This window comes from Paraburkholderia lebeckiae (genome assembly GCF_014201005.1).
Classification (GTDB): domain Bacteria; phylum Pseudomonadota; class Gammaproteobacteria; order Burkholderiales; family Burkholderiaceae; genus Paraburkholderia; species Paraburkholderia tuberum.
The window spans coordinates 134999-160345 of sequence record NZ_JACHDK010000003.1 but is presented as its reverse complement, the minus strand read 5'-3'; the positions used below and the strand labels follow the sequence as shown (position 1 = coordinate 160345).

At 59.6% G+C, this 25347-nt stretch carries 32 protein-coding genes and 1 pseudogene; 10 read left to right on the top strand and 23 right to left on the bottom strand.

The genetic code is table 11. From position 1 onward, the window contains the following. Nucleotides 1–13 precede the first annotated feature (13 nt). From HDG39_RS07250 to HDG39_RS07205, 11 genes are all read right to left on the bottom strand, one after another. Nucleotides 14–709, bottom strand: coding sequence for a glycine zipper 2TM domain-containing protein (locus HDG39_RS07250; RefSeq protein ID WP_184004445.1), 696 nt, complete (start codon nt 707–709; stop codon nt 14–16). Between the two features lie 290 nt (nt 710–999). Then, entirely contained in the window at nt 1000–1233 is a 234-nt protein-coding gene (locus HDG39_RS07245; protein WP_184004443.1) for a DUF1289 domain-containing protein, read from the bottom strand. Nucleotides 1234–1236: 3 nt separating this feature from the next. Beyond that, nucleotides 1237–2511, bottom strand: a complete 1275-nt coding sequence (dmeF, locus tag HDG39_RS07240; protein WP_184004442.1) for a CDF family Co(II)/Ni(II) efflux transporter DmeF — start codon at nt 2509–2511, stop codon at nt 1237–1239. 8 nt (nt 2512–2519) lie between these two features. Beyond that, nucleotides 2520–2798: a metal/formaldehyde-sensitive transcriptional repressor gene (locus tag HDG39_RS07235; RefSeq protein ID WP_184004440.1), complete on the bottom strand. Its 279-nt coding sequence runs from the start codon at nt 2796–2798 to the stop codon at nt 2520–2522. Between the two features lie 346 nt (nt 2799–3144). Next, nucleotides 3145–3873 carry a cytochrome c biogenesis CcdA family protein gene (locus HDG39_RS07230; RefSeq protein ID WP_184004438.1) on the bottom strand — a complete coding sequence of 243 codons (729 nt, stop codon included), beginning with the start codon at nt 3871–3873 and terminating at the stop codon, nt 3145–3147. Continuing rightward, the gene (locus HDG39_RS07225) at nt 3873–4259 is read right to left on the bottom strand and encodes a thioredoxin family protein (protein ID WP_184004436.1); all 387 of its coding nucleotides are present in this window, start codon (nt 4257–4259) and stop codon (nt 3873–3875) included. The genes HDG39_RS07230 and HDG39_RS07225 overlap by 1 nt, the downstream gene beginning before the upstream one ends. A gap of 77 nt (nt 4260–4336) precedes the next feature. Further along, on the bottom strand, nt 4337–4552 hold the full coding sequence (locus HDG39_RS34915) for a GDCCVxC domain-containing (seleno)protein (protein ID WP_260327570.1): 216 nt from the start codon (nt 4550–4552) through the stop codon (nt 4337–4339). Nucleotides 4553–4645: 93 nt separating this feature from the next. After that, nucleotides 4646–5143: a DoxX family protein gene (locus HDG39_RS07220; protein WP_184004435.1), complete on the bottom strand. Its 498-nt coding sequence runs from the start codon at nt 5141–5143 to the stop codon at nt 4646–4648. Next, nucleotides 5140–5943 carry an HvfC/BufC N-terminal domain-containing protein gene (locus HDG39_RS07215; RefSeq protein ID WP_184004433.1) on the bottom strand — a complete coding sequence of 268 codons (804 nt, stop codon included), beginning with the start codon at nt 5941–5943 and terminating at the stop codon, nt 5140–5142. Before HDG39_RS07215 ends, HDG39_RS07220 begins: the two co-directional genes overlap by 4 nt. Further along, nucleotides 5915–6805, bottom strand: a complete 891-nt coding sequence (bufB, locus tag HDG39_RS07210; protein ID WP_184004431.1) for an MNIO family bufferin maturase — start codon at nt 6803–6805, stop codon at nt 5915–5917. The genes HDG39_RS07215 and bufB overlap by 29 nt, the downstream gene beginning before the upstream one ends. Before the next feature lie 15 nt (nt 6806–6820). After that, on the bottom strand, nt 6821–7141 hold the full coding sequence (locus HDG39_RS07205; RefSeq protein ID WP_184004429.1) for a BufA1 family periplasmic bufferin-type metallophore: 321 nt from the start codon (nt 7139–7141) through the stop codon (nt 6821–6823). Between the two features lie 264 nt (nt 7142–7405). Between HDG39_RS07205 and HDG39_RS07200 the strand changes: the two genes are divergently transcribed. Together HDG39_RS07200 and HDG39_RS07195 are read left to right on the top strand one after the other, a co-directional pair. After that, on the top strand, nt 7406–7933 hold the full coding sequence (locus HDG39_RS07200) for a sigma-70 family RNA polymerase sigma factor (RefSeq protein WP_184004427.1): 528 nt from the start codon (nt 7406–7408) through the stop codon (nt 7931–7933). Next, entirely contained in the window at nt 7930–8595 is a 666-nt protein-coding gene (locus HDG39_RS07195; protein WP_184004425.1) for an NrsF family protein, read from the top strand. The genes HDG39_RS07200 and HDG39_RS07195 overlap by 4 nt, the downstream gene beginning before the upstream one ends. Before the next feature lie 5 nt (nt 8596–8600). Here the strand turns inward: HDG39_RS07195 and HDG39_RS07190 are convergent, their stop codons facing one another. The 3 genes from HDG39_RS07190 to HDG39_RS07180 form a co-directional block, all read right to left on the bottom strand. Then, a complete protein-coding gene (locus HDG39_RS07190; protein WP_184004423.1) occupies nt 8601–9215 on the bottom strand; it encodes a class I SAM-dependent methyltransferase in 615 nt (204 codons plus the stop codon). Nucleotides 9216–9670: 455 nt separating this feature from the next. After that, nucleotides 9671–9910: a DUF2442 domain-containing protein gene (locus HDG39_RS07185; protein WP_184004421.1), complete on the bottom strand. Its 240-nt coding sequence runs from the start codon at nt 9908–9910 to the stop codon at nt 9671–9673. 136 nt (nt 9911–10046) lie between these two features. Then, nucleotides 10047–10436, bottom strand: a complete 390-nt coding sequence (locus HDG39_RS07180) for a response regulator (RefSeq protein ID WP_260327567.1) — start codon at nt 10434–10436, stop codon at nt 10047–10049. 177 nt (nt 10437–10613) lie between these two features. Here HDG39_RS07180 and HDG39_RS07175 point away from each other — a divergent pair, with 177 nt between their 5' ends. Then, on the top strand, nt 10614–12371 hold the full coding sequence (locus HDG39_RS07175) for a hybrid sensor histidine kinase/response regulator (RefSeq protein ID WP_184005203.1): 1758 nt from the start codon (nt 10614–10616) through the stop codon (nt 12369–12371). 308 nt (nt 12372–12679) lie between these two features. Here the strand turns inward: HDG39_RS07175 and HDG39_RS07170 are convergent, their stop codons facing one another. Both HDG39_RS07170 and HDG39_RS07165 read right to left on the bottom strand, forming a co-directional pair. Continuing rightward, nucleotides 12680–14455, bottom strand: a complete 1776-nt coding sequence (locus tag HDG39_RS07170; protein ID WP_184004419.1) for an SWIM zinc finger family protein — start codon at nt 14453–14455, stop codon at nt 12680–12682. A gap of 372 nt (nt 14456–14827) precedes the next feature. After that, on the bottom strand, nt 14828–15379 hold the full coding sequence (locus HDG39_RS07165; protein WP_184004417.1) for a hypothetical protein: 552 nt from the start codon (nt 15377–15379) through the stop codon (nt 14828–14830). Between the two features lie 419 nt (nt 15380–15798). On the opposite strand from HDG39_RS07165, the gene HDG39_RS07160 reads away from it, so the two are divergent. Next, nucleotides 15799–16071 (top strand): hypothetical protein, encoded by a 273-nt coding sequence (locus HDG39_RS07160; protein WP_184004415.1) that lies wholly within the window; start codon nt 15799–15801, stop codon nt 16069–16071. A 599-nt stretch (nt 16072–16670) separates the two neighbouring features. On the opposite strand, the gene phaP is transcribed toward HDG39_RS07160, so the two are convergent. Further along, entirely contained in the window at nt 16671–17243 is a 573-nt protein-coding gene (gene phaP, locus HDG39_RS07155; RefSeq protein WP_184004413.1) for a TIGR01841 family phasin, read from the bottom strand. An 816-nt stretch (nt 17244–18059) separates the two neighbouring features. Here phaP and HDG39_RS07150 point away from each other — a divergent pair. After that, complete coding sequence (locus HDG39_RS07150; protein ID WP_184004411.1) at nt 18060–18323, top strand: helix-turn-helix domain-containing protein; 264 nt, start codon at nt 18060–18062, stop codon at nt 18321–18323. Nucleotides 18324–18346: 23 nt separating this feature from the next. Here the strand turns inward: HDG39_RS07150 and HDG39_RS07145 are convergent, their stop codons facing one another. Further along, nucleotides 18347–18550, bottom strand: a complete 204-nt coding sequence (locus tag HDG39_RS07145) for an RNA chaperone Hfq (RefSeq protein ID WP_409259160.1) — start codon at nt 18548–18550, stop codon at nt 18347–18349. Between the two features lie 176 nt (nt 18551–18726). On the opposite strand from HDG39_RS07145, the gene HDG39_RS35790 reads away from it, so the two are divergent. The 3 genes from HDG39_RS35790 (at nt 18727) to HDG39_RS07130 (ending at nt 20356) form a co-directional block, all read left to right on the top strand. After that, the gene (locus tag HDG39_RS35790) at nt 18727–19092 is read left to right on the top strand and encodes a cold-shock protein (RefSeq protein ID WP_184004410.1); all 366 of its coding nucleotides are present in this window, start codon (nt 18727–18729) and stop codon (nt 19090–19092) included. A gap of 142 nt (nt 19093–19234) precedes the next feature. Next, on the top strand, nt 19235–19414 hold the full coding sequence (locus tag HDG39_RS07135) for a DUF2934 domain-containing protein (RefSeq protein ID WP_184004408.1): 180 nt from the start codon (nt 19235–19237) through the stop codon (nt 19412–19414). Between the two features lie 552 nt (nt 19415–19966). After that, on the top strand, nt 19967–20356 hold the full coding sequence (locus HDG39_RS07130) for a response regulator (RefSeq protein ID WP_184004406.1): 390 nt from the start codon (nt 19967–19969) through the stop codon (nt 20354–20356). An 84-nt stretch (nt 20357–20440) separates the two neighbouring features. Here the strand turns inward: HDG39_RS07130 and HDG39_RS07125 are convergent. The 3 genes and pseudogenes from HDG39_RS07125 to HDG39_RS07115 all read right to left on the bottom strand — a co-directional run. Next, a pseudogene (locus tag HDG39_RS07125) lies at nt 20441–20962 on the bottom strand (error-prone DNA polymerase); the annotation flags it as partial. Between the two features lie 60 nt (nt 20963–21022). Next, complete coding sequence (gene phoU / locus HDG39_RS07120; protein WP_184004404.1) at nt 21023–21730, bottom strand: phosphate signaling complex protein PhoU; 708 nt, start codon at nt 21728–21730, stop codon at nt 21023–21025. Between the two features lie 186 nt (nt 21731–21916). After that, nucleotides 21917–22369: a hypothetical protein gene (locus HDG39_RS07115; RefSeq protein ID WP_184004402.1), complete on the bottom strand. Its 453-nt coding sequence runs from the start codon at nt 22367–22369 to the stop codon at nt 21917–21919. 384 nt (nt 22370–22753) lie between these two features. Between HDG39_RS07115 and HDG39_RS07110 the strand changes: the two genes are divergently transcribed. Next, entirely contained in the window at nt 22754–22939 is a 186-nt protein-coding gene (locus HDG39_RS07110) for a DUF3562 domain-containing protein (RefSeq protein ID WP_128590512.1), read from the top strand. A gap of 156 nt (nt 22940–23095) precedes the next feature. Next, on the top strand, nt 23096–23320 hold the full coding sequence (locus tag HDG39_RS07105; RefSeq protein WP_184004400.1) for a hypothetical protein: 225 nt from the start codon (nt 23096–23098) through the stop codon (nt 23318–23320). 22 nt (nt 23321–23342) lie between these two features. Here HDG39_RS07105 and HDG39_RS07100 read toward each other — a convergent pair whose 3' ends face one another. Together HDG39_RS07100 and HDG39_RS07095 are read right to left on the bottom strand one after the other, a co-directional pair. Beyond that, nucleotides 23343–23630: a CHAD domain-containing protein gene (locus HDG39_RS07100; RefSeq protein WP_311666001.1), complete on the bottom strand. Its 288-nt coding sequence runs from the start codon at nt 23628–23630 to the stop codon at nt 23343–23345. Between the two features lie 794 nt (nt 23631–24424). Beyond that, entirely contained in the window at nt 24425–25231 is an 807-nt protein-coding gene (locus HDG39_RS07095) for an IS5 family transposase (protein ID WP_260327565.1), read from the bottom strand. Nucleotides 25232–25347: the final 116 nt, after the last annotated feature.

Below are 25347 nucleotides of genomic sequence, written 5' to 3'. Positions count from 1 at the left end.
TTATAGAGGCTGATTACGACGCGCTCAGGGAGTCGCCCGAGACATGAACGCGCTCACCGACCTGGACCGGCGGCTGCGTTGTGTAGTTGAAATTCCGGTAGCTGCCATCCTGCATCCTGACCTGCACCTGGTAGCTGGTCTCCTTGCGCACGGCATGCTCAATGCCGTTGCCCGCAAAGCCACCGCCGACGGCGCCGGCAATCGTTGCCAGAACGCGACCGCGTCCTCCGCCGACCTGATTTCCCAACAGCCCGCCAGCGACTGCGCCGCCTACGGCCCCGAGACCCGTTGTCGGCTCGGGTTGCTGAACCGTGTTGACGGCGACTACTTCGCCGGCATTCGGGTCAACGGCGACTGGCCGCTGCGCGGGCTTCGCCGAGGATTGATATGCGTCGTTGTTCCCGTAGCCCTGGGCCTGCTCAACTGACGCACTATGGTGATGATGGACGCGCGGCTGGGCGGGTGCTTCCTCCCGGGTTACGTGTTGCTCCAAGTTCGGTTGCGGCGAAGCGACCGGTGCGCTGGCGATTTGTGCCGCGACTGGTATAGCTTGCGTCGGAGGCGCCGTCACAGCCCGGGACGTCGGAAGAATGCCCGTCATCGCCGCAATGCCCGTAGCGCTGGCCAGGATGACTGCTACGGCTGCACCTGCAACCAAAGGGTGAATGCGACCGCGCTGCGGTGAACTGGACGTCAGGTTGGTGCTCATGTCGCGCTCCGTTGATGTGTATCAGGAAGAACGCCGCAACCGACAGAGCGGTGCACCGGGCCACTGCGAGATTTGTAAGCAGTTGTAGTGCGCTCCGAAGGGCTCAAGGAGAAGCCTCCTCAGGCGCAGGCCGTAGAAGAGTCAAGAACAGCCACGCTGTCAGACTGCGTTCGTTTTTAAGGTCAGGATACGGCGCCGGAACGTTGGTTTCCACTCAACGCGGACGCGGGTAACGGAGCACCCGCCAGGTATCAAAGTCCGCTGCGGAGGGCAACTTGATACGGACCTCGCTAACTCGTCTCGTCAGAATGCCCATTCGCGGTTTCGCCACCGGACAACGGTCGCGGTGATTCACGCTGCAGCTTCGCCATCCGGCGAGACCTGTCGTTGATGACCTGATGACGCCGGTGGTCGGTCATCGTCTTCCAGCCGCGAATTTCCTCGCGAGTACGGAGGCATCCCACGCACAAACCGGATTTGCGATCAAATCGGCACACGTCGATACACGGTGAGTTGACTGCCATTGCTCAAGCCGCCGCGCGGGTGGGATTCACCTCGACCGTCACATGCGACAGGCCCTTGAAGCGCTTGAGGGCCAAATGATAGAAGCTCGGGCTACGTTGCGATTCACTAGTCGCAACCGATACCACGGCGCTCATGTGACCAGGCCCCACGCGCCACACGTGAAGGTCGAGCACCTTGTCACCGTTGTCTTCAATCACATGACGCACGTGGTCGGCCATCTTCCGGTCCGGGTTCATGTCGAGCAGAATTCCCCCTGTGTCGCGCATCAAACCGTAGGACCAGTTCGCAATCACCAGTGCACCGATGACACCCGCGAGCGGGTCCATCCACAGCCAGCCAAACGCGCGAGCCAGCACGAGACCAATAATGGCCAGCACGGAGACTGCCGCGTCTGCCATCACATGGATGTAAGCAGACCGGATGTTGTGGTCACGGACGGCGGCTTCGCGAACAACGTCATGGTCGTGCTCGTGCTCTTCGAATTCGACTTCATGCTCGCCATCGGACAGCCGGACGATAGCCTTGAACGCGTGCGGTTCAGGGATGTCTTCTTTCGACTCCAGGTAGCCACCCCGGTCAGCAAACGCGAAAGGCTGCCGCGTGCCATCAGGCCGTATTGTCGTCACCGAGATAGCAGCCGCATCGAGCTTCGAATTCGAGGTTTCTGGCGTGATGCGGAATACCGGAGATACGCCATCTTCAAAGATGGATAAAACGAAAACACCTGATGGCGCGAATACGCGTTGAGCCTCGTCTTCGTGCGCATGCTCATCGTGGCCATGGCCATGGCTCTGTCCATGACTGTGACCATGATGGTCCCCGCTTAGCAACCAGACACTCGCAATGTTGACCAGCAGCCCGACCACCGCGATTGGAATTGCTTCGCCGAAGTGAATAGGCACAGGCGAGAGAAACCGCGAGACGGCTTCGTAGCCAATCAGCAGGGCAATCATCGCCAGCACGACGGCACTGGTGAACCCTGCCAGGTCACCGAGCTTGCCAGTACCGAAAACAAACCGCGAATCAGCCGCGTGTTTGCGAGCGTAGGTGTACGCTAACGCCGCAATCAGCATCGCACCCGCGTGCGTCGACATATGCAGGCCGTCGGCGACAAGCGCCAACGAGCCGAACATGCTCCCGCCGACGATTTCAACAAGCATCATCGCGCTGCACAGCGCAATCACCGCCCAAGTCTTGCGCTCGTTGCTTTCGTGAGCTGCGCCCAGAAAGATGTGGTCGTGCCCCGCCCCAAAAGCGGTGTTTTCAAATTCGCTCATTACTGCCTCTACTTGAAGTAGCTGTGGACCACTTCGATTAGCTGCTCCGTCGCACTACCGTCGCGCCCGTCGCCAGCTTCTTCTGCGTCGACCAGATGGGTGCGGATGTGGTCCTCAAGCACCACCGCCAGCAGACCCTTCATCGCGCCCCTGCAGCTCGTGATTTGCTGAAGGACGTCATTGCATCCGCGCTCTTCCTCAAGCGCACGCTCGATGGCCTCGACCTGCCCTTTGATACGACGGACTCTGTTCAGAAGCTTCTGTTTTTCGCGAACGGTGTGACTCACCGCATATCCGTCGCACCGTTGCATCTTCCCGGTTGTTCACAGATTCTGTTGGCAAGGCTGTGGATATTCTGAGTATGCAACCGCCAACTTGTTGACGCGTAGACGATTTCTGCGGTGGCGTCATTCTTCGTGCAGTAACAGTCACCTCCATCGCGACCGTGGCGTTGTGGCCTACGCGGCCAGTCTGCGAGTGGCCGCCCACTCGGGGTCCATTGCAACCGAAGCGTCAACGGGCAGCGAACAGAACAGGTGCCAGGGTTTGAGGCGCCGCTGCAATCAACCACGCTATCGGATGGCACACACAGTTCTTGAGGACGCTGGCAGTGGCGTTCCCGGATGTTGCCGGTCACAAGGCCGTTGTGAAGGCAATCAGCCACGGTGGACTTGCCGAGAGAATTGCAGTCTCGAGCACCTTGTCCAGGCCGGTTAGGGCAAGCACGCCGAATGCGACGAAGAATGCTCCGAAGATGGCCTTTCCGACCCTCGCCGCAGAACCAAGTCCGCCGCGCCACCTTGTCATCGACGCTCGCGAAAGCGTACCCAGTATGACCAGCGGAAGGCCGGCGCCAACACCAAACACCATCATCAGCAAGGCGACATCGGCAAGGTTTCGTCCCTGCGACGCGAGCGTCGTGGCCGCTCCTAATGTCGGACCAACGCACGGTGTCCAGACGACGCCTACGAGCAGTCCAATAGCGAACTGACCGGGCAGGGTCTCGCCCTTTACCTTGCTCAACCACCTCTGGCCCGCGCTGCCGAAGCGTGCGGTCGCACGACTGAACATTGTCTGCAGGCGGGCAGAGAGCACCACCAGTCCAAACAGAATCATCATCAGCGCGGCAACGTTGCGAAAGATGCTATCTTCGAAACCGAGCGATGCGCCCAGCGTCGCCAGAAAAATGCCGATGACTGAAAAGGAGGCACCCAATCCGAGCGCGAGTGCGAAGACTGCCATCCGGTGCGCCGACAACGCCGACGCGACGAGAACCGGCACCAGCGGCAGCACACAGGGGGACAACGTCGACAACGCGCCCGCCGCGAAGCTCAGTCCGAATGTCCCCAGTCCGAAGTCCATCACAAGGCCTTTGCGAACGTATCCCTGATATCCCGCTCGCGCGTTTGCCCTGTCGACCGGCCGACTTCGTGGCCACCTTTGAACACGACGAAGGTCGACTGCTGCGTCACCTTCATGGCGTGCTTCAGGGCGGCTTCCTTGTCGTAGTCGGCCACGAAGATAGTCACCTGCTTCATATCCGGTTGCGCTGCAAGGCGGTCGACAATCGGCTGCTGAACCTTGCAGGTCGGGCACCAGGTCGCATGGAAGTAGACAATGACCGGCTTGCCGGCGGCGTTCAACTGGTCAAACTGCGCCTGGCTGAACGCCTGTTCGCCGCCGACCGCACCGACTGCAGCAAAGGCAAGCGTTGCAACAAGAAAAATGCGCGCTATCGTTTTCCACATGCTCATTCTCCGGATACCAGCGGTGCACACATGTTATTCGTTTGACAGGAAAGGCCATTGCGCGTTTCCTCGGCAAATCAGCGGGCGCAACACGCACCCGCCTGTTGCACCGGGGGGCACGCCGTCGTGCCATATGAGCAGTAAACGCAGCAATCCCCGGCCTTCGGCTTGAGAACTGTTTTGCAGCGCTCGCACTCGTAAAACCACACGCAAGCATCGACGGGCATCATTTCTCGTTTGGCGTGCCCGCACATCGGACAGGTGATGGTCGATTCACGTATGACTGTCTTCATCACTTCGTCTCTCTGAATCTGGACTGACTACCTCATTCTTCCCGTTATAGTCGCCGAACCGGATGCGTCACTCAATGACAAAAAAGGTCGGTCTCAGTCTGCCGGGCGACGTGACCCATTGCTGGAGACGGTACTAAAGCGTCTATATAACAGATGGTCCACCGACCAGTTGCCCGCGCCCCGGCACAACAGAACCAGCAGCATGGCAGCCCACTGGATGTGCGTGGGCCACGCCTGCGGATACACAAACACCTCGATGACGGTCGTCATGCCGAGCAACACAAACGCGACGGGTCGCGTGGCCAGGCCCGACAGCAATAGAACCGGTGTCGTCAGTTCGATTGACACTGCAAGGTAAGCGGCGACCTCCGGCGGAAGCACCGGCAATCGATAGTCTTCCCTGAACAGTTCGAGCGCGGCGTTCCAGTCGGCAAGTTTGGTCATCGCCGAGTTCCAGAAGACCGTTGCCACAGCGAACCGCAATGGGAGCGCAAGGACCGTATACGGCACGCGCTCCAGCCATCCAACGACATGTAGTATGCGGCCGTTCAGCGTCGACCCGCGAAGGGCGGATTGAGATTCTCGTGTCATGTGCGCGGGCTCCCTGTTGTCGGACCGAACGTGCCGGCATCGACAAAACAACCCGATGCCAGGAGCGATGCGAGCCATACGTACGCATCCCTGTCCGACGCTTCGGCAAGCGCGTCGTGCAGTGGGTGCCCCGCAACCAACGCCGTTGTAATCCGCCATTGCCACTCGGCTATCTGCCTGACCTCTACGCCGGCCGCGCTCCGGTAAACGTGGAGCCAGACCGGGTCAGCATCCAGTCTGATATCCGCCAATGCTTTATCGTCGTGGGTCAATACCGCACGCCAGATTGCATCCACCGGAAAGTCTGATTCAAGCAGTCGGACAGCACGGCTCGACACAAAACGCACGGACTGCAACCCGTCTTCGTTCAGTCGCTCAAGGCGTCGCAGGTCGAGCGGCTTTGCGTCTGACGCATGCAGCACCTCGTTCACGGCCCATTCAAGGCGCGCGGTGTCCGGCAGATAGTCGAGCGACGCTGTTTCCCCCATCTGTGCCAGGAAATCCGGGAACGTCGCACCATAGCTATCGAGCTGCGCCTGCGACGGCGGGCATTGCGCAATGAACAATCGAGCCGCACCTTCGAAGAATTCTTCCCCGACCAAGGCCTGTACGGCCGGATAGGAAAGCTGCAACGCTTTGAGCAGGGTACTGTTCATCGTATTTTGATAAATGGCGAGCCGTGCCTGAGGGACTAGCCCTTCGGCTACTACGTATTTAGCTGCGGCGCCGTCAGCAAGACCGAGCAGGTCATTGCGGACCGCGCGTTGCAACTCAAGCAGCGTTGGCGCAGACGTTGTCATTCTGCTCCCCCTCCATAAATGCCTGCGCAATCGCCGCCTCCTCCATCAGGACTTCGAGCGTTGGCACGTCCGTATCCCACTCGATAAGGGTGGGAACGGGACCGAAGCGCTGGAGTGCCTGTTGAAACAGGGCCCATACCGGCGGGGCCACGCGCGAGCCGTGGTCGTCGATGCGAATGACCTGCCCATGGTCGAGCTGCCGCACACTGTGACCGGCCAGATGAATCTCGGTCACCGCCGACGGAGGCAGGGCATCCAGATAGGTCCGTGCATTCCATCCGTGATTGCGGGCACTGACATAGATATTGTTGACGTCGCACAGGACGCCGCACCCTGTGCGACGCGCGAGCTCCGTCAGGAACTCCCACTCAGGGATGGTCGAGTGGCTGAAGCGCAAATAGGTCGACGGATTCTCTATCGAGATGCGCCGCCGCAGATATGTCTGGACGTAGTCGACATGCGTACAGACGACCGCAAGCGCCTCTTCCGTCAGCGGTAATGGCAGCAGGTCCGCAAGGTAGGTGCCGCCACTCATGCTCCACGACAGGTGCTCGGAGACGAGGCCCGGCTCAATGCGGCCGACGACTGCGCGCACGCGCTCCAGATGGGTAGCGTCTAACCCCTCGGCGCTACCCAGAGAGAGCCCGACACCGTGAAGAGAGACTGGGTAATCGCGACGTATGGCATCCAGATAGCCCGGCGCGCTTCCGCCACCCATGTAGTTCTCGGTGTGCACCTCGAACCACGCGACCGGCGGGCGCTTTTCGAGCACCTCTTGATGATGTCGGAACCTCAGCCCAATCCCGGCATGTGCCGGTATCGGGCTGTCCACGGATTGCAAAGCAACAGAAGAGACGGGCATCGACGACTCCGCTGCTTATGCGGGCTTCAGCTTGCCGCCCTGGATTTTGCTGCAATCTCCAGCGGGGAGCAGAACGAATGACTTGGCGTCGCGTGCCTGGGTGGCCTGACCGGCGCAGGAGTGGGCGCCCTCCGCGCAATCGTTCTTCGACACGGCGTTAATGCCATAGCACTTCTCGAGTTTGTTCTTTTCCATCCGGGCCATGTTGTCTTTGACGACCTGGGGCATCTTGCTCATGTCCTTCATTTCCTGAGCCTGAGCCGGCAGCGCCTGTAGCGCAAGCGCCAGGCCGATTGCCGACGACAGGGTCGAAGCGGCCATAACATGTTTGTTCATCGCGCATCCTCCTGAGAGTTGCGGCCCTGCACCCGAGCCGTATAGGAAAGTTCGGCCGGTCGTCGCAAAAGGTTACGTCCCGGGTAAACTTTTCTACGTGACAAATGGCTGTCCTCGCAGCAGAATTTTCGGATGCCCCCGCATCCGCACACAACCAGCCCAGTCCCAGGTTCCGCGAGAGACGGCCCTGAGACGTCTGCATCTGGCCAACAGCCCGAGCCACCCGCCAGCCGTGCTGACGGCACGCTGGACTGGTCCAGTGCCATGGCGAGAGCACAGGCGGGCGACAGGGAGGCCTATCGCCGGCTGCTCCAGGACATCGCCCCCTATCTTCGCGCGCTCGCGGCACGCCACATCCGCAGTGATGAAGACATCGAGGACACGGTTCAGGATGTGCTGCTCACCGTGCACTCAGTCCGCAATACCTACGACCCGACCCGCCCTTTTGGACCGTGGCTGGTGGCCATTGCCAACCGGCGCATCGTCGATGGACTGCGTCGGCGCGGGCGCATCGGGTCACATGAAACCCTGGTGGAAACGGACCTGGAAACCTTTCCTGCTGCCGAAGCGAACCTACAGGAAGAGGCGGCAGATGCCCGCCTGGTCAGGGAAGCGATAGAACAACTGCCAGTCGGACAGCGCGACGCCATGCGAATGCTCAAGCTTGAGGAAATGTCCCTTCAGGAGGCTGCGGCTGCGAGCGGAACGTCGGTTGCCGCGTTGAAAGTGGCCACTCACCGGGCGATGAAACGGCTGCGTGGACTGTTACTGCCTCGAGGTAGCAAATCATGACCCGGACCTCCGACCTGATTGACGTGCTGGTTGCCGACGCAACGCCGGTCCGGCGCCTGCGTCATCCCGCGACGAGGGCTGCATGCTGGCTGTTGTTCGCGGGCCTCGTGATGCTTTTCGTCGGTATCGCACATGGGGTGCGTGCGGACCTGGCGCTCAAACTCCATCAACCTCTCTTTGTCACAGGCGTAGTCGCAGCCATGATGACCGGCGTCCTCGCAGCAATGGCGGCCTTCATCGCCAGCGTGCCAGGTATGTCACGTCGCTGGCTTCTGTTGCCAATACCTGCCTCGCTCGTTTGGGTGGCGACCATTGGCTATGGCTGCCTGACCAATTGGGTCTCCATTGGGCCGGACGGTATGTCTTTGGGAGAAACGGCCCGATGCTTCGCAACGCTGGTGCTCGTCAGCGTGCCGCTATCCGTGGCGATGCTCATGATGCTGCGCTACATAGGCCGCCTGTCGCCAACCCCGGTCACCATGACTGGAACCCTTGCGGTCGCGGCGCTAACCGCGATAGCGTTGTCAATCCTGCACCCGCTCGACGCCACGATGATGATACTGGTGTGGAATTTTGGTATTACCGCGCTGTTCCTATGGTTAAACGGCCGGTATGGACAGCGGCTCCTGTCATGGGTTGCCACTGCAGACAAACCAGTGTAGCTGCGTCACCGCTTGCGGAAGCAGCAGTACAGAAACTGCTGTCTGGAGTGACTGGGCGTCTCGTGGTCTTCGAGCGTGCTCGAGAGCAACTCGAATCCGGGGCCGATTTCATCGGACAGGCCTGCCACGTCGTATCTCGTCACGTCCAGCCCGCTGCACCTGACGGGTCCTTCCGGGCCGAACGTCGCAATGACCGCATGCGCCCCGGGCTTGAGTGAAGTCGTGAGCAGGCTGACATATGCGTCTCGCTGCGACGCTTGGGTCAGGAAGTGAAACGCAGCGCGGTCGTGCCAAACGTCATAGCGAGCTTCCGGCAAATGCACCAGTGTGATATCGGATTCGACCCACGTTACGTATTCGGCAAGCGTTCCCAACCGTCGTCTGGTTGCCTCAAGAGCGACGGCTGACATATCCAGAACGGTCAAATCCCGGTACCCGCGCACGAGCAAATCATCTACCAGTGTCGATTCGCCGCCACCCACATCGATGATGCTTTCGTCAAGGTTCGATGCAACTTCGCTAATCAGCCTCAGCGAGGTGTCAAGGTGCGGCCGATACCAGCTTACGGCGCTCGGGCTCTTCGCCCGATAGACATGGTCCCAATGTTCCTTGTTTTCCATCCGGATTCCTCGGCGACCGAAACTCTTGCATTCACCTCGAAAGTCTAGCGCATAGCCCGTCTAAATCGCCGGAAGCACTGAGCGACGCGGCGCACACCGTCATGCGCCGGGGGCACACCGGCACTTCCCACTCACATGGCGATTGCACTAGTAGATTTCGGGGAATTCGTCAGAACGTGTCGTCAGGGGGTGGCCGCATTTTGTGTCTGTAGTCAATTTTGTTGCGGCAGGTTCTAGTGGGTCACGCGTGTGCGTATGCTCACGACGCTCCCGTGGCATCGCCGTCGAAGGCTCCACATTATGAACGATTGGACTAAAGCCCGCGATGAACAGAATACTGATGTTTCCGGTTCGTTCCATGGCATCTCCCCAACAAACAATTGAACGTCGCCTCACGCGAAGTATGGCGACACCGCTCCAGTGCCAGGCAGGAGCCCCAAAGTATTTGAAAAGCGCTAGCGACGTGCCGTATCAGACAGAAAGGCAAGCAGCGCAGACACGCACACATCCTCATCGATTTCAGGCCAGAGCAACTGCTGGCGGTCCATCGAGATAGCAATGTGTTCGCGCTCAGTTGGCGTTGCCGCCTCCAGAACAGGAAACCAGTTCAATGGAAACCGGACAGCCCGGCCGTCGGACAGGTCCAGAAGCAAATGCGTGCTGTCGAAACGCACGTCAACTGCCGTCCCGCGCATGCTTACCTCCCGGAAGGGAAACAGGTTACAAGACAGGTCGCAACCGGGTGGCGTTGAGGAAAGAACGCCCGACGACGCGAGTCAGCACGACCTGCGTCGCCAGACGCCTGAGTGACGGGAACCCGATATCGAACGTTCAGTGCGGGGACGTGCTTCCTGGCGCGTTCTGGCGCGGTATGTCGAGCAGACAATGAATCGACTTTATCAACCGATTTATAGGGACTGGCTTCAGCAGCAGCACATCCCATAGTGGCTCCGCCGGTTCAGGCGGCAACGCGGCCGACAGCATGACCACCGGGATGTCAGCTGTCGCGGTGTCGCCCTTCAGGCGTCGACACAATTCGACGCCATCGACGCGCGGCATCATCCAGTCGGTCACAATAAGACCGGGACTCTCGATGGCAGCGACGGCGAGCGCGGCCTCCCCATCGCCGGCTGTGAGCACGCGGTATCCTTCCCGCTCCACCAGCAGTCGAAGCGGACGCAGAATATTCGGGTCGTCATCAACGAGCAGTACTATCGCCAATCTAGGTGCCGCGTTTGTATAGCAGGGAAATTGTTCGGTGCAGTAATGGTCATACCCAGGCTTGTCTGCGTCCCGGAAGGCGTTATTGCCCAGGTCTTTGTGGTGCAGCGCCTAAAATTCAATCGGCACGGTAATTTTTCCATTCAAGCACCCATCAGTTACCACCGTGGAGGCCATATGGCCGGACCGTCTGCATCATCGGCAGCGGACCGCGCGCGGCGCGAGGGTAGTCTCGCCACACCGACGCTCGACACGCGTCCGCATCGCCCGCCCGACTATGCGGCGGAAAGCAGCGCGATGCACCGTCTGGCACAGGCGCTGACGTCGTCGGACGGCGCCATGCTGCAGACGCTCTCGGATATGGCACTGAGTCTGTGCGACGCGGGCAGCGCGGGCATCGGCCTGGTGGAAACGGACACCGACGGCACGCCCATCTTCCGCTGGGTCGCGGTTTCGGGTGCATGCGTTGCCGCCGTGGGCAGCACCATCCCGATTGCGGAGAGTCCAGGCGGCGTGACGCTGGAACTGGCAACGGGGCAACTCTTTTCCTTTCCCCAGCGCCACTTCGCCTTTCTGAAACACATTGCCCCCGAGATTGTCGAAGAACTGGTTGTACCGATTCCGGGCGAACCTGAGCCGTGGGGCACCCTGTGGGTGATGTCTCACGACAGGGAACGCGTTTTCGATGCCGAGGACCGTAGAATCCTGACCAGCCTCGCGAACTTCACCTGTGCAACGCTCACGATGACCCGGGCGAAAGCTGACGCCGAAGCGCGCGCGGCAGAGGCGGAGGCGTCAAGGAATGCCCTGACTCTCGCCGAGGCACGCAAGGACGACTTCATTGCGTTGCTGAGCCACGAACTGCGCAATCCTCTCGCACCTATCGACAGCGCCCTGACTGCCGCACGAAAGCTCGCTACAGATAATCCCGCCGTATTGTCTGCGCTCGGCATCGCCGACAGGCAGATGCGGATACTGAAACGGCTCGTCGGCGACCTGCTCGACGCGTCCCGGATAAGGCATGGCAAACTGTCTGTGCGCCCTTCGTACGGGCTGCTCCAGGATATCGTGGCCGATGCGGTGATGGCGATGAAAGCCGACGTCAGAAACGGTGAGCACCGCATCCATGTGACCATTCCGCCGTTTCCGGTGACCGTTCACGCCGACGCTGCCCGACTCACCCAGGTCATATCGAATCTGCTGACGAATGCCGTGAAATACACCCCTCCTGGCGGCGACATCACTTTGTCAGTCGAGGCACCGGACCTGAGCATCGAGCCGATACACGATTCATCGCCCCGCACTGCGGTCATCACGGTGAGGGACAACGGCGCGGGCATTTCGTCGTCACTGCTGCCACACGTCTTCGAGATGTTTGCCCAGTCGGCGTCAGCACGCGGAAAGGCAGAAGGCGGACTCGGAATCGGACTGGCGGTCGTGAAGCATCTGGTTGCCGCGCACAACGGCACGGTTATCGTTGCGAGCGACGGTGAAGGCCAAGGGACGGAAGTCACCGTGCAGCTTCCCATCGTCTGCAAAAGCATGAGTGCCCCCGTCGCGTCCGCGACACGCACCATGGCACCGACTCGCATCCTTCTCGTGGATGACAACGCAGACGCCACGGCGGCGCTCGGTACATTGCTGGAACTGGAGGGGCACGAGGTGAAGCGGGCACTGAGCGGACCCGACGCGCTCTCGATAGTGGAATCTTTCACGCCGGACGTTGCGCTGATTGATATCACGATGCCAGGGATGGATGGCATCGAGCTCGCACAACTACTTCGCCTTCGCGCCCAATGCTCCCTGACGAAACTGGTCGCATTGACCGGCAGTACCGATGCCCCAGGCAGACCTCAGATTGATGAGCGGATATTTGACTGCCATCTCATCAAACCGCTGTCGCTCGATGACCTCGCGGATGTCATGCGCTCATAGCGGCGCGGTCGGCGGAAAGTGTCGATGGCGACGGCATCATTCCCGGGCAGCGCCAACTCCGCCGATTCACTGGTCACGAAAATCTGGCACCGCTCGTGACACATCGAGGACGGCATCCGGGACATATAAAGGAGGCTAGCCCTCACGGCACATGCCGATGCCCCGAAAGGCCAATATGCCGTCGGCGGGAGTTCGTGCAGGGAACAAAACTCATCAAGGGTTCCCGCATCGTCGCCAGCTTCGAAACCCCGGGGCGAAGCGCATGCCCCAGGACCGGATTGGGCGCGCGCATGAGTAGACAGCCACGACTATCCCAGTGTCGCCAGCAGCTTCATGAAGTTGCGCTTGGCACGATAGGTCTCGCGGATGGTCTGCAGTTCATCGGCGAACTCTGCATGCTCCTTCAGTTCTGCTCGCAATTTCCCGATAGTCCGCACGATGCCGAACGCCTCCTCATACCGGGCATTACGCGTTCCACTCTCGGCGGCGATGGGTAGCAGGCGGTGATACAGGACGATGGCGTCATGCGGATGGGTCTTCCCGCGCACGGATGCCATCGTTGCCCACATGTGTGTCGCCACCGGACCGCCGCAGAACGTCTCCCAGGCAATATCGTGCTTGCGCCCGGCAAGAAAGATTTTGACCAGTTCGGTTCGCGTCGGCATCTGCCAGGAGCTGCGCTGCGCCTTGGTCGAGCCCTCTTCAGCACGAACAAGTTCCCACAAATGATTGAGCGCGCGCTCGCGCGTCGTATCGTGCTGGCCGGTAGCCTTTGCGACATCCATCAAGGCGGCGAATGCTTCTGCACCCGGACGCATCTCGAAGCGTTGCCACGCGAACGCATCGGCTTTCGCGAATTCGCCGCGGCGCAGGTATTCCTGAATGCAGAAATCGAGCAGGCGCTGGTCCAGGTTCTTTCCTGATTCCGCGAGGCCGCGTTCGGCCCACGCCAGTCCTTCGTCGTAACGTCCGTGCTTCGCGCAAAGCTCTGCGACCAGCAGGAAGCGGTAGGGACTCGACAGGTCCTTTGAGCGGATGCGAATCAGTGCGTCAATATCGCCGTCGAGGTCGGCCAGCGCCTCCATCGCGCGTTCCAGCCGCATGCGGAGCGGTTCGAACGACCGGCGAAATTCATTGCTCGGCGCCAGTGCCGGCAGGGCGTCCCATGCGCGCTCGACAAGCGTGCGGTACCGATGAATCCCAAGGTCGCCGAGCGGTTCGGCGTAAGCCGGCAACACATCGTAGAAGGTATCCCACACGCCGTCGGTCTGGAACCGGAACAGTCGCTCGGCAAGCTTCGTTGGGTCCGGCCGGGTCTGTCGGCATGCTTCGAGATGTACGGCGACAAGCTCCATGATGGCCGGCATCACTTCGCCGCCGGAGTCATCAATCTGCTCGAGACTTGCTTCGGCGCCGGCAATCGCCAGTTCCGCAAGCTCGACCAACTGGGTGGCCTGAGGACTGGCGAGCCGCTGCCGCAGCATGTGCGCGAGCGACATCAGCCCATCGCCGTACGCGCCGGCTTCGCGCCAGTCGAGCGGCCTCGAAATGCGCGTCGCCTGCCGTACCGCGGTCTTCATGCCCGGGAGGTCACTGGCGTTCGCCGCGCGCGCCGCGAACAGCAGCCTGTCGCGCAGCGCCATGTCGCGCTCGACCGCTTCCAGCAGCAGGTCGCGCACGGCTTGCGCATTCAGCGTCGCAACATATTCACGAATCTGCTCCTCGTACGTCTTGCGCTTTTTACGAGGCTTTGCCGGCTCTGATTCCTCGGCATGAAACACTTCCGCGCCGGTATTCTCGAGCCACGACAGGGCGACCGCGACCGCGTGCTTGCAGAAGATACCGTCCTCGCCGACCGGACAGTCGCATTCGTAGGTCAGCTCGCCGTCGTCGCCCGCGCCAAGCTCGACGCTGTACCGGTGCGTGCCGCGTACGTTCGCGCGAAGGACACCATCGCGCTCTTCGAGGCGCGAGACGGCGCCCTCGTGAAAATACGCCTTGCCGCGCCCGAACGTTTTTGTGTCCGCGAGCGACTGGATTTCGGCGAGGCTAATGACGTCGTGAAGTGGTGACTGGCTGGACATGGCGTGCGTTTGAGATATGCGAGAAGGAAGGATGCACGAGCCAATCGGCTGTGGCACGAATCCGCAAAACCAACGGCCACCCAAAGGCGCCCGTCGCATGCGAAATTCCCTGACTCTGCAGGAGGAATTCCAATTTCGGGAGGGACCAGGCGCGTCCGTTGGTACGACGTCTTTCCTTGAGCGATACGACAGATATAAGCAGTAGAGGGGTACTACCAGCACGGTTTGTCAGCGCCCCAAGCGTAACGCTCCCGTAGAGCGGCGGCGCGCACAATTCGGACCCTGTCGACGTCGACGAACGCAGCGGAATCACCGGCGACGTGGAGTCAGGTCAAGCGAACCGTTCATCTACCCTCACGCCGTCTCCACAACTTACGCGTCGGACTTCCACGGCCATGAGGGGTAGACTCGCCCACTGCTTTCAACGCTCTCCCGTTGGTCCTCGGCTTGTCCGCCATTGCGCTCGACATCGACAGCGCTCGGAGCCTCGTCCGCCTGCAAGTCTTCGGAACTGCCATCGGTCGAGTCAGCACACACGTCCTCGCCAGCTTTCAACGGCGGCAGGCCCACACCGAACCACGGAACTTCGCCCCGTAACGCAGCGACATACGCACGCCATCCCTCCACGTTGCCGGCAAACAGGCTCCGTCGAACAGTGGAAGCAAGACGCCTGCGATTCAGCTCAGGCTCAAGCAGTTCCCGTGGCCATGCGAGGAAGGCGTCTGACACTCGCTGAACAAACTGCTCGGCTGTCATCCGCGGCGATACCTGTTCCAGGAGCGGGAAGCCTCCAAGCGGGTCGTGCGCTGCGGCCAGTTCGCGTACGGTCTTGTGGCCGTCACCACATTTCAGGAGACAGTTCACGACCTCCAGTACGTCTCCAAGGTGAAGCAACAAGGCACGGCGCTCGAATGCATCATTCATCTGCTCATTTCTCTCTACGTGAGTCGAAGCACGATTCTAGCTCGTCGGTCGCGCAGCGCCGTGAGAGGCACGACGTTCGCGTTGCCTCGAGCGGCAAAGATTCAGACTTCTCCGCGGACCCGCTTGACAACGCGTCCATCCTGTCGATTTATCAGCAACCCGGAACTTCCAGTGCATGGCGAGGCGACAGGAGTCGCCCTCAGGCAACGCGGGCGCGCGGATTTCGATGGTCAGGGACGAGCCGGACTGTGCCGTCGGTCGTCCGGTTCCTGGCAATTCTCTGAGGCCCACTCACCTCGAAATATCCGGTTTCAGAAATCACAAACCCCTGGTCAACATTGCGAGCGTCTGCGGCGTTAAGGAGATGAACGGTGCGAAACCGTACCGTTACCTGAACGGAAAACTTGCTGGAGCGGAACATGAAAAACACCAACGCGCAGTCCCTGCGTTGTCAGGTCGAAAAGTGGCTCGCACCGGCTCCCACGATGCACGTTCATGTGACCAGATTCAGTCGCGCCGCAGGGGACGGGAGACGCTACGTGTGCGTCGAAGCATCGTCACCAGCCGGAGCGCGCGCGTTGTTTTTCTTCAGGCACGATGACGGCAGCTGGAGCGTGTTCCCGCCCACTGTCAACAGGCGGAAGTCAACTGCAGAGCATGCTCTGGTGCAGGTGGCCGCCCCCACCTTTTGATGACGGTCACGAGTTCGCCGCGCTCAATCGAGGCGCTCGGGATTCAATCTGGTTTCGGGCCGGTGCACGGCTATTGAGCCGCATTTTCGCAGGATGGGCGAAGTCCACGGACACGTAGGGCGCCACTGCACGGCGCGTCGGTCGTCCCGGCACAAATCGAGCAAGTGTGAGCTATGCAGGTGAAGACCGCCCGAGCGACGGGAACTGGATGTCGAACAAATCTGACGCCGATTGTCGTCGTCGAGATGGGAGGGGGAACCGGTTGGTGTGCATGATGCCGGTGCAATCCGGGCACACAAGATATTCATCGGAGCCGGGAAAGCAAGGCGACAGCTCACCCGCCGCGGCCCCTTGAAGACACGGCTCCTTCATCAAGGTACATTGGTAACTGTGATTGGGCTAAGGCTTGCAACACTCACGCTCACTGAAGTAAATGCGCTCTTCGAATTTTGTCGGGAACGGACGATGGCAACTGGAACAGTGAGTCTGTTCCTCTAACCAGCAGCTAGACCGGCGCGCACGGCTGCCAAGGCGCCACGCATTGCGTGTTCACCTTAGCTCGCCGCGCCGTGCGACCCCGGGTTCAACGTTCCTTCAAATTATTGCTTCGCCGCTTTTGCTGCTTTCTCGACTGCCTGGTCAGCCGCTTCGGTCACCTCCGATGCGGCTTTTGTTGCAGCGGCCAGGTTACTTTGCGCGACTTCGACTGCCTGCTTCGTGGCCTTTTGCACGCTTTCCTGACTGGTGTTGGCCAGCGTGAAAGCTTGTTTCAGAAATGCGATTGTGGCTTCGGAGCCGACCGGGGCGTTTTGCGCGAGATTCTCGACGAACGATTGAACCTGGCGGCTGACCTCCTGGTACCGCGCATTGACGACCTCTGCCAGCTGCGTTTGCGTGGTCGACGCAATCTCCGCAACCTGACGTTCGTATGTCAGGACCTTCTCCGCCGAGTGCAGCGCCAGCGCGTCTTGCAGACCGATAACTTCCTGTCGGTCCTTTTTCGCCAGCCCGTCTTGCTCGCGTTGGTGCCAATCGGCAAGCGTCGTTTTCGCCGTATCCAGATTCAGTCTGACGAGCTTTTCCTCGCCCTCCAGCATTCTGCTGGCCAGGCCGAAAAAGAAGTCAAGATTAGCTTGCTGCGCTGTAGCAGCCTGTCCCTGAAAATCAGCCATGTTCGCCTCCGGAAGATGTATGCCCAACGCCCAGCATGTTCGGCAACGGTGACCTACTGATGAAGCGCGTCGTATGGAAGCTCCCGAGCAGCTGCATTTTCGGCACCGGCTCCGCAGGCGTATTGGTCTTGGCCACGAGCCCGTACAACGTCCTCAGCACTGGGCTGCGTAAGGGTGCTCTGCGGACGTCGACAGATGCAGGAGCTGCAAACGACGAAAATACAATTACAGGACGGCAGCGGTCGGGGCGCCAATTGAATCTGCCTATCTGGGGCACACTTGAAAAAGGGTGTTTTTTCTCTCGCCGCCACCTGCTGGATGCGTCTGCGTCCTTATTGCGATGGCGCTTTCGCCGGAGACCATCATCGCGATGTGTGACGAGGTCGTGGAACAGCACGCCGCTCTTTTCCACGCAAGCAGATATTCGCCACTGGAACTTCCCGGACCCGCTGGTGACCAAAGCCGGTGACGCACGAACAGGTGCCGACCTCCGGGTAGTTTTCCGACAGACCTACGTCTGCGAGCGTTGTCATTGCGCTGCTACTTCACTCGAAGAAAGCGGCGGAGTGACTTCTGACCCCGTACGGGATAGGGAAAACGGTATCCGTGTCGATTACACCGGGCATTTAAAGCGTTAACTCAGAGCGGGGAAGGCGCGCCGCAACGGGCGTTCAGGTGCAGTGAAGTTCACGCGAACGACATGCCAGCCCGAGTGATGGCGTTCGACCGCAAGCATCAACATCGAAGTCGTGTCATACCTTCGTAGCCTGAAGCACGTAGGTTTGGTCACGATGAGTTACAGGAGCATTGCACGTCATGAATCGTCGTCTGAATCTTGATGTACATCTGCAAGGCACTCTCAAACACAACGGCTCCAGGCGGGCCTTCGCTGCACGACTGGACATGACCATCAAGCGCGCCAAGGTGACCTCCGGTCGGGTGGCCAGGTCACTCGGCGTACCGGAACACGAGGTGACCCTTTGGCGCGCCGGAGTTACCGTTCCGAAGAGCACGGATTGTGCGCGCCTTTCTGAACTTCTCGACGTGGACGTCGTCTGGCTATGCGCAGGTCAAGCGTAAGCGACAGCATGTCATGGCAGTTCTCATCGGACACGGCCTCGCACGCGGTTCGGCTTGTCGCCACTCACCGGCGCCTCGGTCGGGTCACGTGCCTGGCTCCTGCCACTGACCGGCAGCACGGTCGAAATGGCATGTTTGAAGACAAGTTGCGCAGCGAGGCCAGACTCCAGCAGAACTGCAAACTGGTCAAAGTCGGCCAGTTGACCGCTCAGTCTGATGCCGTTCACGAGGAACACGTTTACGGTGGTCTTGTCGTTCTACGGTGGTCTTGTCGTTCAAGAGCATCTGCAAAAAATCGTCTTGTACGCTCGGGCGTCCGGCCATGTTCGTAGTCAAAGCGATAGGCCCTTAGATTGTACCGGCGATACCTGAAGCCGCCAGCCTTTTCGAGTTTGGACACACGATGGCGACCGGTACAGTAAAGTGGTTCAATGACGCAAAGGGTCTTGGTTTCATCACGTCGGATGGCGGCGGCGAAGACCTTTCGCTCATTTTTCGGAAATCAGCGGGGACGTGTTCAAGTCGCAGCAAAGAGAATCAGGAGGTCAGCTTCAACGTGAAGATAGGGCCGAAGGGCAAGCAAGCCGCGAATATCAAGCCAGTCCAGGAGATAGTCTGTCTCTTTGCCGCCTACGGCGCCGGTTCGTCAGGCGTCGTACGTTCAAGGCGGAGTCGGCCAAGAGCGCCTGTCGAAAAAGCAGAATCCGCCACCAAGCGCCGAGATTGGAAGTCAACGCGAAGCGCGGCGCGGCGGCGTCATCACGCATGACTCGGACGCCAATTGCTTCGACAAGTTCGTCGGCGTGGGCCTTTCTGCTCCCGCATCGACGCTTTCGCCTTCCGCTGTGAAACTGGCACGCGGAGCAACTTCACGAGTAGCTGCTCGCGAAAAATCTCTGGAGGATTGAGCAATGGACAACGTTTCGCGGGAAGAGAAGATTCGTGTACGGGCCTACGAGCTCCGGGAAAAAGACGGCAGCCCCGACGGTCGCGCCGACGAGTATTGGGAGCAACCCCGCGCACAGATAGAAGAGGAAGAATCCGATGCCGACGGGAGCGGAGCCGACCTAAAGGGTCGGCTGCCGCTGTGACGAAAACTGGAATGGCGCTGACGAAGAGCCGCCATTGACCGCTTGGTCGAGTTGCAATTATTGAAGGCGGGGCGACAGCGGCGCAATGCTCGCAACGAGCCTCTTCGTTGTCGCTTTGCGCCGACCACTCGACGTTCCGGACGCTATTCAGCGTCGCTGGTGTCCTGCCGCACCACGCTCCTGACCGCGAGGCTGACCTGGCAGGTTAAACGGCGTGCCTCCGCAGCGACACCCTTGTCAGTAAGTCTTCTTCATTCCACTGCTGTCAGAGGCGGGCGCATTCATTCCCTCTTCTTCTGCATTTTCGGCTTCGTCTGTTTCTGCGACATATCGCCCGACTTACCCATGGTGTTTGCGCCGGACGCGCCAGATGGTGACTTTGTAGCGCCGCTTGCTTTCGGCGTTCCCATTCCGGTGCCACCCTGGCCTGCACCGGCGCCCCCTCCACCACCTGTTCCCGCACCCTGCGCGTATGCGGCGTCGATGCATGGCCCGTGAACTTTGACCTGCATCAAGCTGCCAAACGACATGTGGCGACTCTTGCAATTGGTCATGACAAGCGTACTGCTGGTAGACGATGATGCGGAGGCTTTGGCCGCGTGGGGCGCAATCTGTGCCACTGACGGATTTGATGTAAGAAGCGCGAGCGACGGCCAGTCAGCATTGGCAATGTTCATCGAATCCCCAGTCGACATAGTGGTCGCCGACTGGCGCATGCCGGTGATGTCGGGCAGCGAACTCTGTCATCGTTTGCGCACGCTGCCTGGACTAGCTGACGTTGCTTTCATACTGGTTTCCGGCGAACCCAGTCCACCGGCCTTCATCAATTACGACGGCTTCCTTCCCAAACCCGTGGACGGACCGGTGTTGCTGGCCACAATGCGACGGCTGCTGGCGGACCACATAACCCATCGCGAGCAACTGCGCCGCAAGACAACGTAGTCGAAAAGCCGCCTCTTGTGCTGACGAGGGAAATCGAAATATGCTGTTGAAAGGAAATGCAGATTCCAAAGGCACGTTGGTAAGTCAGCAAAAATTTCTGCTCGCAGTAATCAGGCCGCCAAGCAGGTGAGACATATCGACAAGGCGCTGCGCGACCAGATGTCGAACCTCACCTTCGCATTGCCATGTTCCGTACACGGCAAGTAGCGATGCGCCGAGCGCTTCCTTTCTCTGCTTCTCGAGCAGGCTCGGCTACACGATTACATTCACGTTGCCGGTCTCGTCTTCAAGCGTCACAAACATGCCCCCCTTCGCAGTGCCCGGCCGTTGCCGTGCGGTAACAAGACCGCAGCCTCGTGCGAGCCGCTCGTCGCGATAGGTGCGCAGAGTCGACGCTGGCATCAGCCGGTTTGCGAGCAACTCCGGCCGCAGCAGTTCGAGCGGATGTCGACCAAGCGTAAGACCGACAGACCGATAGTCAGCGACGATGCCAGCACTTTGCTCAAGCGACGAGTCCCAAACGCTGATGGCCACATCGACCGGCAGCACCTTGACGCCATGGCGTTGTGCATCCCGTACTAACTGCGAAGGCGAGGAGAAGCGCATCGCTGTCAGTCCGTCTTCGCGACCGATGCGCTCCCTGCTTCGTCCTGCTTTCACGCACTATCATTGACCGAATGCTTCGCGTTCGAGTTGTTCACGGGAAACGTGGCGCACGTCCTTGCCTTTGACTACGTAGATAATGAATTCCGCTATGTTCGTCGCATGGTCGCCAATGCGTTCGATGGCCTTTGCGATGAAGAGGTAGTCCAGCGCGATGGGGATGATTCGGGGAGCCTCCATCATGTACTTCACCAGCTCATGGACGAACAAACGAAACTGGTCATCGATAGCGTCGTCGTCGCGGACGATTTGTGCTGCGGCAACTGCGTCGAGGCGCGCGAATGCATCAAGCGCACCGCGGAGGATAGTCATGGCCATCTCACCGGATAACGCGATTTCCGCGACACTGATGGTCGGTGCATTGTGGTCTTCTGCAATTCGTCGAGTCCGCTTAGCGACCTTCCGCGCTTCATCCCCAGCACGCTCGAGGTTCGTGACGATTTTCGAAATGGCCATCAGCAGACGCAGGTCGCGTGCAGCCGGCTGGTACCGCGCGATGAGGTTGATGCACTCTTCATCGGCCTCCGCTTCGATGGCATTGACTCGACGCTCGTCGGCGATGATTCTGTCGACCAGGTCCAAATCGAGGTGGTTAAGCGCCTGCATCGCATTCATGACTTGCGATTCAACGAAACCGCCCATCTCGAAAACCTTGGACAATACGTGGTTGATGTCAGCGTCGAATCGACTGGAAAGGTGGTTATCGGGCATAGGAATCCGTGCCAGTCGACCCAGCTGTTTTTGTAATCGCCGCGCGGTTTCGTGACCGCTCCATCACGTCATGGCGCGTGTCGTATGGAACAGTGGCCGATGTTCCAGGAACCGCGCAGGAGCATTCAGCGAAGCACAGCGGCGAACCCCGGCCCGCACGGGCAATCCGCTCGGACCGTCGTACAGCTACGATTTTGCTGGTCGACCAGTCTTGACGGTTTCGACCGCAGAAACAGCTGCCAGCAGACCCTCGGCAGTGGGGGCCGAGTCCAGCAAGAGCAGACCAGCGCGAAGAAGCTCGCTTTTTTTCACCGAGACGCCTGCGTCGAGACACTTCTGTTTCAGCGCCGCGATTTTCTCGTAATCGGACCTCGGCATCGTGAAGCTGTCGCGAACCACCTTCTCTTTCTTCGCGCGTTTCGCTTTCACCCCGGCTGCCGGACTGACTTGCGCTGCCTCAACGGGTTTCGCGCGCTTCTGTTTGCCGGCCTTCGTCGGAGCCGGCTGGGCATCTGGCGCTGCGGCTGCGGCCACGCTCTTCTCATCTGCTGGCTTCTCATCGGCTTTCGCATGGCCGTTGACATTCTTCGGGAAGTGAAAGGCCTTCTTCGTCGGCTTCCTCACGCTGGGTTCACTCATGACCATCTCCAGACTGATAAACGGTATAAACAGTATATACCGTTAATTTGCGATTGCCAGACCGCATTCGAGATGCCGCCCTCATGCCAGGACCATCAAGTTGTCCACACAATCTGTTTGCAAGGCTGTTGACAATTCCCGGGCAAGCGGGACAAGTAGCTGAAAAGATTGATTTTGTGCAGTGCGCGCCGAACATGTGCATTTCGCAGCTCATCTGTGTCGGGCACCAAGCAGTGGAGTAAGCGCACCAGTGGTCGACAGAACACAAAAGCGTCCCTAAAGACAAAACGAAACGATAGGTCTATTCAATTTGCATACGGTTGGGCAGCGTCGTCTAATCGACCTCCCGAGGTTGCCGTTCCTACTCAACGCTAGGAGAGTGCCATGGCCCAGCCCAACGCTGAGGATGTCATCAAGGCTATTGCCTCTGACACCAATACCCCCACCGAGACCGTGTCGAAGCTGTATGAGGACACGTGGGCCGAATACAGCGACGGCGCGCGGGTGATGGATTACATGACAGTTCTCGTGGCCAAGCGTGTTCGCGAGAATTTGCGACATCGGCACTAGGGCCGAATTGACATCAATAAACCATCACGACGCCGTGCAACGCCGCATTCTGCCGCATTGAAGAAGGGCACCGAAAGGCTCCTGCTCCTGTATCGTTGACGTACCTCATGTGATTGAGTAAGTTCGACTGGTCATAGTTACTACAGGGCGGTGTTGATGGTCGAAGATTACGAAACAACCAGGGAAATCGAAGTCGAGTTGGATGGCACCCGCTATCGGGGCCGCTACCGCGTCATGAGCGGCACGGTTATCGTCTACTTCGAGGACGAAATCAAGTTCGCCAGCCATGACATGAACGGGCCTGACGTAGTTGCTAGATGGCTGCTGACCGACCTGTCGCGACGGGTCGAGTCGAGGAAGCGGAAAGCGTCTGGTCGCTAGAATGATTCAGGAATGGCTGTACTCACGGCCCCACCTGACAGCCTGTACGCAGCATTTCGAGCGCGACCCGTCCGTGGAGTTGCTGCTGCTCCCCCAGATATTTGACTGCCTTCTTCAACGCATGCGGTTCGCCGAGCTGAAAAGCATATTCGCGGAGTAAGGTTTCGCTGGTCACCAAGTCGTTCAAATGGCCAAGGTGCTCCTGGACTTGTGCGAGTTGTTCAATCGCCGCCAGGTAGTGGTCGTCAAGTACCGGCGCGAAGAATTCGAGTGAATATCGCAGCTCGAAAGACGTGAGCCCGGTGCCCACCAAGAGCTAGACATCATTGTTCTACTCCGACGGGTCTTCAGGCTAGAGCAGATTTATCACGCGCCCAAGAGACACTATGACAAAGAGGAAATTGCTGACGTCCTCGTCATAACTGACGACCTGTGCCTCATTGTGCAAGCTAAGGATTCGCCGAATACGGAGCAAACGCTGAATCGCAGGCTGGAGCGAAAGAAATCTGTCTCTGTGCGCCAGGTCAAGGAGGCACTCAAACAAGTGTCTGGAGCTGTGAGCTACCTTCGCAAAACGCGCCCGCTTCGGATGATTCTCGGCGACCGAGAAATCTCAACCGACCTCAGCAATCGCAACGTGCTCTCGCTGGTGGTGGTCCGAGAGCTGTTTATCGACACATGCGCTGATTACAGCGAGGCATTGTTCGAAACGTTCGAGCAAACTGGACAGCCCGTGCATTGCCCTCGACTACGGAGAGCTCCACCAGTACACGACCTATTGCGCGGACCAAGGGATGTTCCTGGGAGCATACTTTCAGGTGTGCGACACGGCGCGCGAATTGGGCGAATTTCCGCGGCTACGGTTCGGTATGAGAGATGTGCACGCCTTGTGGCCACGTCAAGCCGTCGACACGATGATGAAACCTACTGAGACCACCAGGGCGGGTCTGTGGATGAGCTACCGGCGACATCGTCTATACCGGCAGGCGGGCCGTCAAGCGCGCAAGCAAACTTTAACGAAACGCTATCCGTCGTGCTGCAAAAAAACGAACGTTAGTGGATTCCGCGTTGCCGTCATGGCCATTCGGAAATTCCTAGAAGGTGTTATGCACTTTTGTTAAGGGCTGCAAAGTGGACGAGCATGAGCACGGAGAAAACGACGAAATGCAAACCAGCCAGGGTTTCGGGCAATCGCTCGTAGTCTCTGGCTAGTCTGCGGAAGCGGTTGAGCCAGCCAAAGCTGCGTTCGACCACCCAGCGGCGCGGCAACAACACGAAGCCCTTTTTCGCCTCCGGCAGCTTGATGACCTGAAGCTCGATGCCTTCGTCGCGTGCAGCCTGCGCGGGTTCTTCGCCGGTGTATCCTGGTCGGCGAACGCTACCTTGACAGTCTGGCCCGTGGCCTGCTGAACCTGCCGCGCCAGTACCCCGACCTGCGCGCGCTCCTGCTCGTTGGCCGGGCGTCACATGCACGGCAAGCAACTGTCCCAAGATATCGACTGCCATGTGGACTTTGCTGCCGCGTTTGCGTTTGTAGCCGTCGTAACCGGCGCGAGGTCCACTCTCGCAGGTCGACTGCAGCGTGCGTCCGTCGAAAATAACCGCGCTCGGTTGACCACGGCGCTCCTGCGCGACCCGGATGACCGAACGCAGGTCACTGACCATCGCCTCGAAGCAGCCTGCCTGAATCCAGCGCTGCGTCTGCTGATAGACCATCTCCCAGGGTGGAAAGTCATTGGGCAGCAAACGCCACGGTGCACCCGCGCGCACAATCCAGCGCAATGCATTGAACATCTCGCGCAGCTCGTAGCGGCGCTGGGGTGCGTCCTTGTTCATCAAGGTCAGGTAAGGAGCGGCGAAGTACCATTCTTCATCCGACACATCCGTTGGGTAGGGTCTGCGGTTTTTCATCCCGCCAGGGTACCAGGTCTGGCCGAAAGTTCATAACACCCTCTAAGGCTTTTCGGCAAGCGCTCATGGTTCGGTAAGGTCTTCAAGGGACAGCTGCCAAAGACAGCCGAAACACT

Bases quoted from the DNA above. Each gene is read 5' to 3' on its own strand.
- HDG39_RS07250 (WP_184004445.1), bottom strand. From the start codon at position 709: ATGAGCACCAACCTGACGTCCAGTTCACCGCAGCGCGGTCGCATTCAC.
- HDG39_RS07245 (WP_184004443.1), bottom strand. From the start codon at position 1,233: ATGGCAGTCAACTCACCGTGTATCGACGTGTGCCGATTTGATCGCAAA.
- dmeF (WP_184004442.1), bottom strand. From the start codon at position 2,511: ATGAGCGAATTTGAAAACACCGCTTTTGGGGCGGGGCACGACCACATC.
- HDG39_RS07230 (WP_184004438.1), bottom strand. From the start codon at position 3,873: ATGGACTTCGGACTGGGGACATTCGGACTGAGCTTCGCGGCGGGCGCG.
- HDG39_RS07225 (WP_184004436.1), bottom strand. From the start codon at position 4,259: ATGTGGAAAACGATAGCGCGCATTTTTCTTGTTGCAACGCTTGCCTTT.
- HDG39_RS34915 (WP_260327570.1), bottom strand. From the start codon at position 4,552: ATGAAGACAGTCATACGTGAATCGACCATCACCTGTCCGATGTGCGGG.
- HDG39_RS07220 (WP_184004435.1), bottom strand. From the start codon at position 5,143: ATGACACGAGAATCTCAATCCGCCCTTCGCGGGTCGACGCTGAACGGC.
- HDG39_RS07215 (WP_184004433.1), bottom strand. From the start codon at position 5,943: ATGACAACGTCTGCGCCAACGCTGCTTGAGTTGCAACGCGCGGTCCGC.
- bufB (WP_184004431.1), bottom strand. From the start codon at position 6,805: ATGCCCGTCTCTTCTGTTGCTTTGCAATCCGTGGACAGCCCGATACCG.
- HDG39_RS07205 (WP_184004429.1), bottom strand. From the start codon at position 7,141: ATGAACAAACATGTTATGGCCGCTTCGACCCTGTCGTCGGCAATCGGC.
- HDG39_RS07200 (WP_184004427.1), top strand. From the start codon at position 7,406: ATGGCGAGAGCACAGGCGGGCGACAGGGAGGCCTATCGCCGGCTGCTC.
- HDG39_RS07195 (WP_184004425.1), top strand. From the start codon at position 7,930: ATGACCCGGACCTCCGACCTGATTGACGTGCTGGTTGCCGACGCAACG.
- HDG39_RS07190 (WP_184004423.1), bottom strand. From the start codon at position 9,215: ATGGAAAACAAGGAACATTGGGACCATGTCTATCGGGCGAAGAGCCCG.
- HDG39_RS07185 (WP_184004421.1), bottom strand. From the start codon at position 9,910: ATGCGCGGGACGGCAGTTGACGTGCGTTTCGACAGCACGCATTTGCTT.
- HDG39_RS07175 (WP_184005203.1), top strand. From the start codon at position 10,614: ATGGCCGGACCGTCTGCATCATCGGCAGCGGACCGCGCGCGGCGCGAG.
- HDG39_RS07170 (WP_184004419.1), bottom strand. From the start codon at position 14,455: ATGTCCAGCCAGTCACCACTTCACGACGTCATTAGCCTCGCCGAAATC.
- HDG39_RS07165 (WP_184004417.1), bottom strand. From the start codon at position 15,379: ATGAATGATGCATTCGAGCGCCGTGCCTTGTTGCTTCACCTTGGAGAC.
- HDG39_RS07160 (WP_184004415.1), top strand. From the start codon at position 15,799: ATGAAAAACACCAACGCGCAGTCCCTGCGTTGTCAGGTCGAAAAGTGG.
- phaP (WP_184004413.1), bottom strand. From the start codon at position 17,243: ATGGCTGATTTTCAGGGACAGGCTGCTACAGCGCAGCAAGCTAATCTT.
- HDG39_RS07150 (WP_184004411.1), top strand. From the start codon at position 18,060: ATGAATCGTCGTCTGAATCTTGATGTACATCTGCAAGGCACTCTCAAA.
- HDG39_RS35790 (WP_184004410.1), top strand. From the start codon at position 18,727: ATGGCGACCGGTACAGTAAAGTGGTTCAATGACGCAAAGGGTCTTGGT.
- HDG39_RS07135 (WP_184004408.1), top strand. From the start codon at position 19,235: ATGGACAACGTTTCGCGGGAAGAGAAGATTCGTGTACGGGCCTACGAG.
- HDG39_RS07130 (WP_184004406.1), top strand. From the start codon at position 19,967: ATGACAAGCGTACTGCTGGTAGACGATGATGCGGAGGCTTTGGCCGCG.
- phoU (WP_184004404.1), bottom strand. From the start codon at position 21,730: ATGCCCGATAACCACCTTTCCAGTCGATTCGACGCTGACATCAACCAC.
- HDG39_RS07115 (WP_184004402.1), bottom strand. From the start codon at position 22,369: ATGAGTGAACCCAGCGTGAGGAAGCCGACGAAGAAGGCCTTTCACTTC.
- HDG39_RS07110 (WP_128590512.1), top strand. From the start codon at position 22,754: ATGGCCCAGCCCAACGCTGAGGATGTCATCAAGGCTATTGCCTCTGAC.
- HDG39_RS07105 (WP_184004400.1), top strand. From the start codon at position 23,096: ATGGTCGAAGATTACGAAACAACCAGGGAAATCGAAGTCGAGTTGGAT.
- HDG39_RS07095 (WP_260327565.1), bottom strand. From the start codon at position 25,231: ATGAAAAACCGCAGACCCTACCCAACGGATGTGTCGGATGAAGAATGG.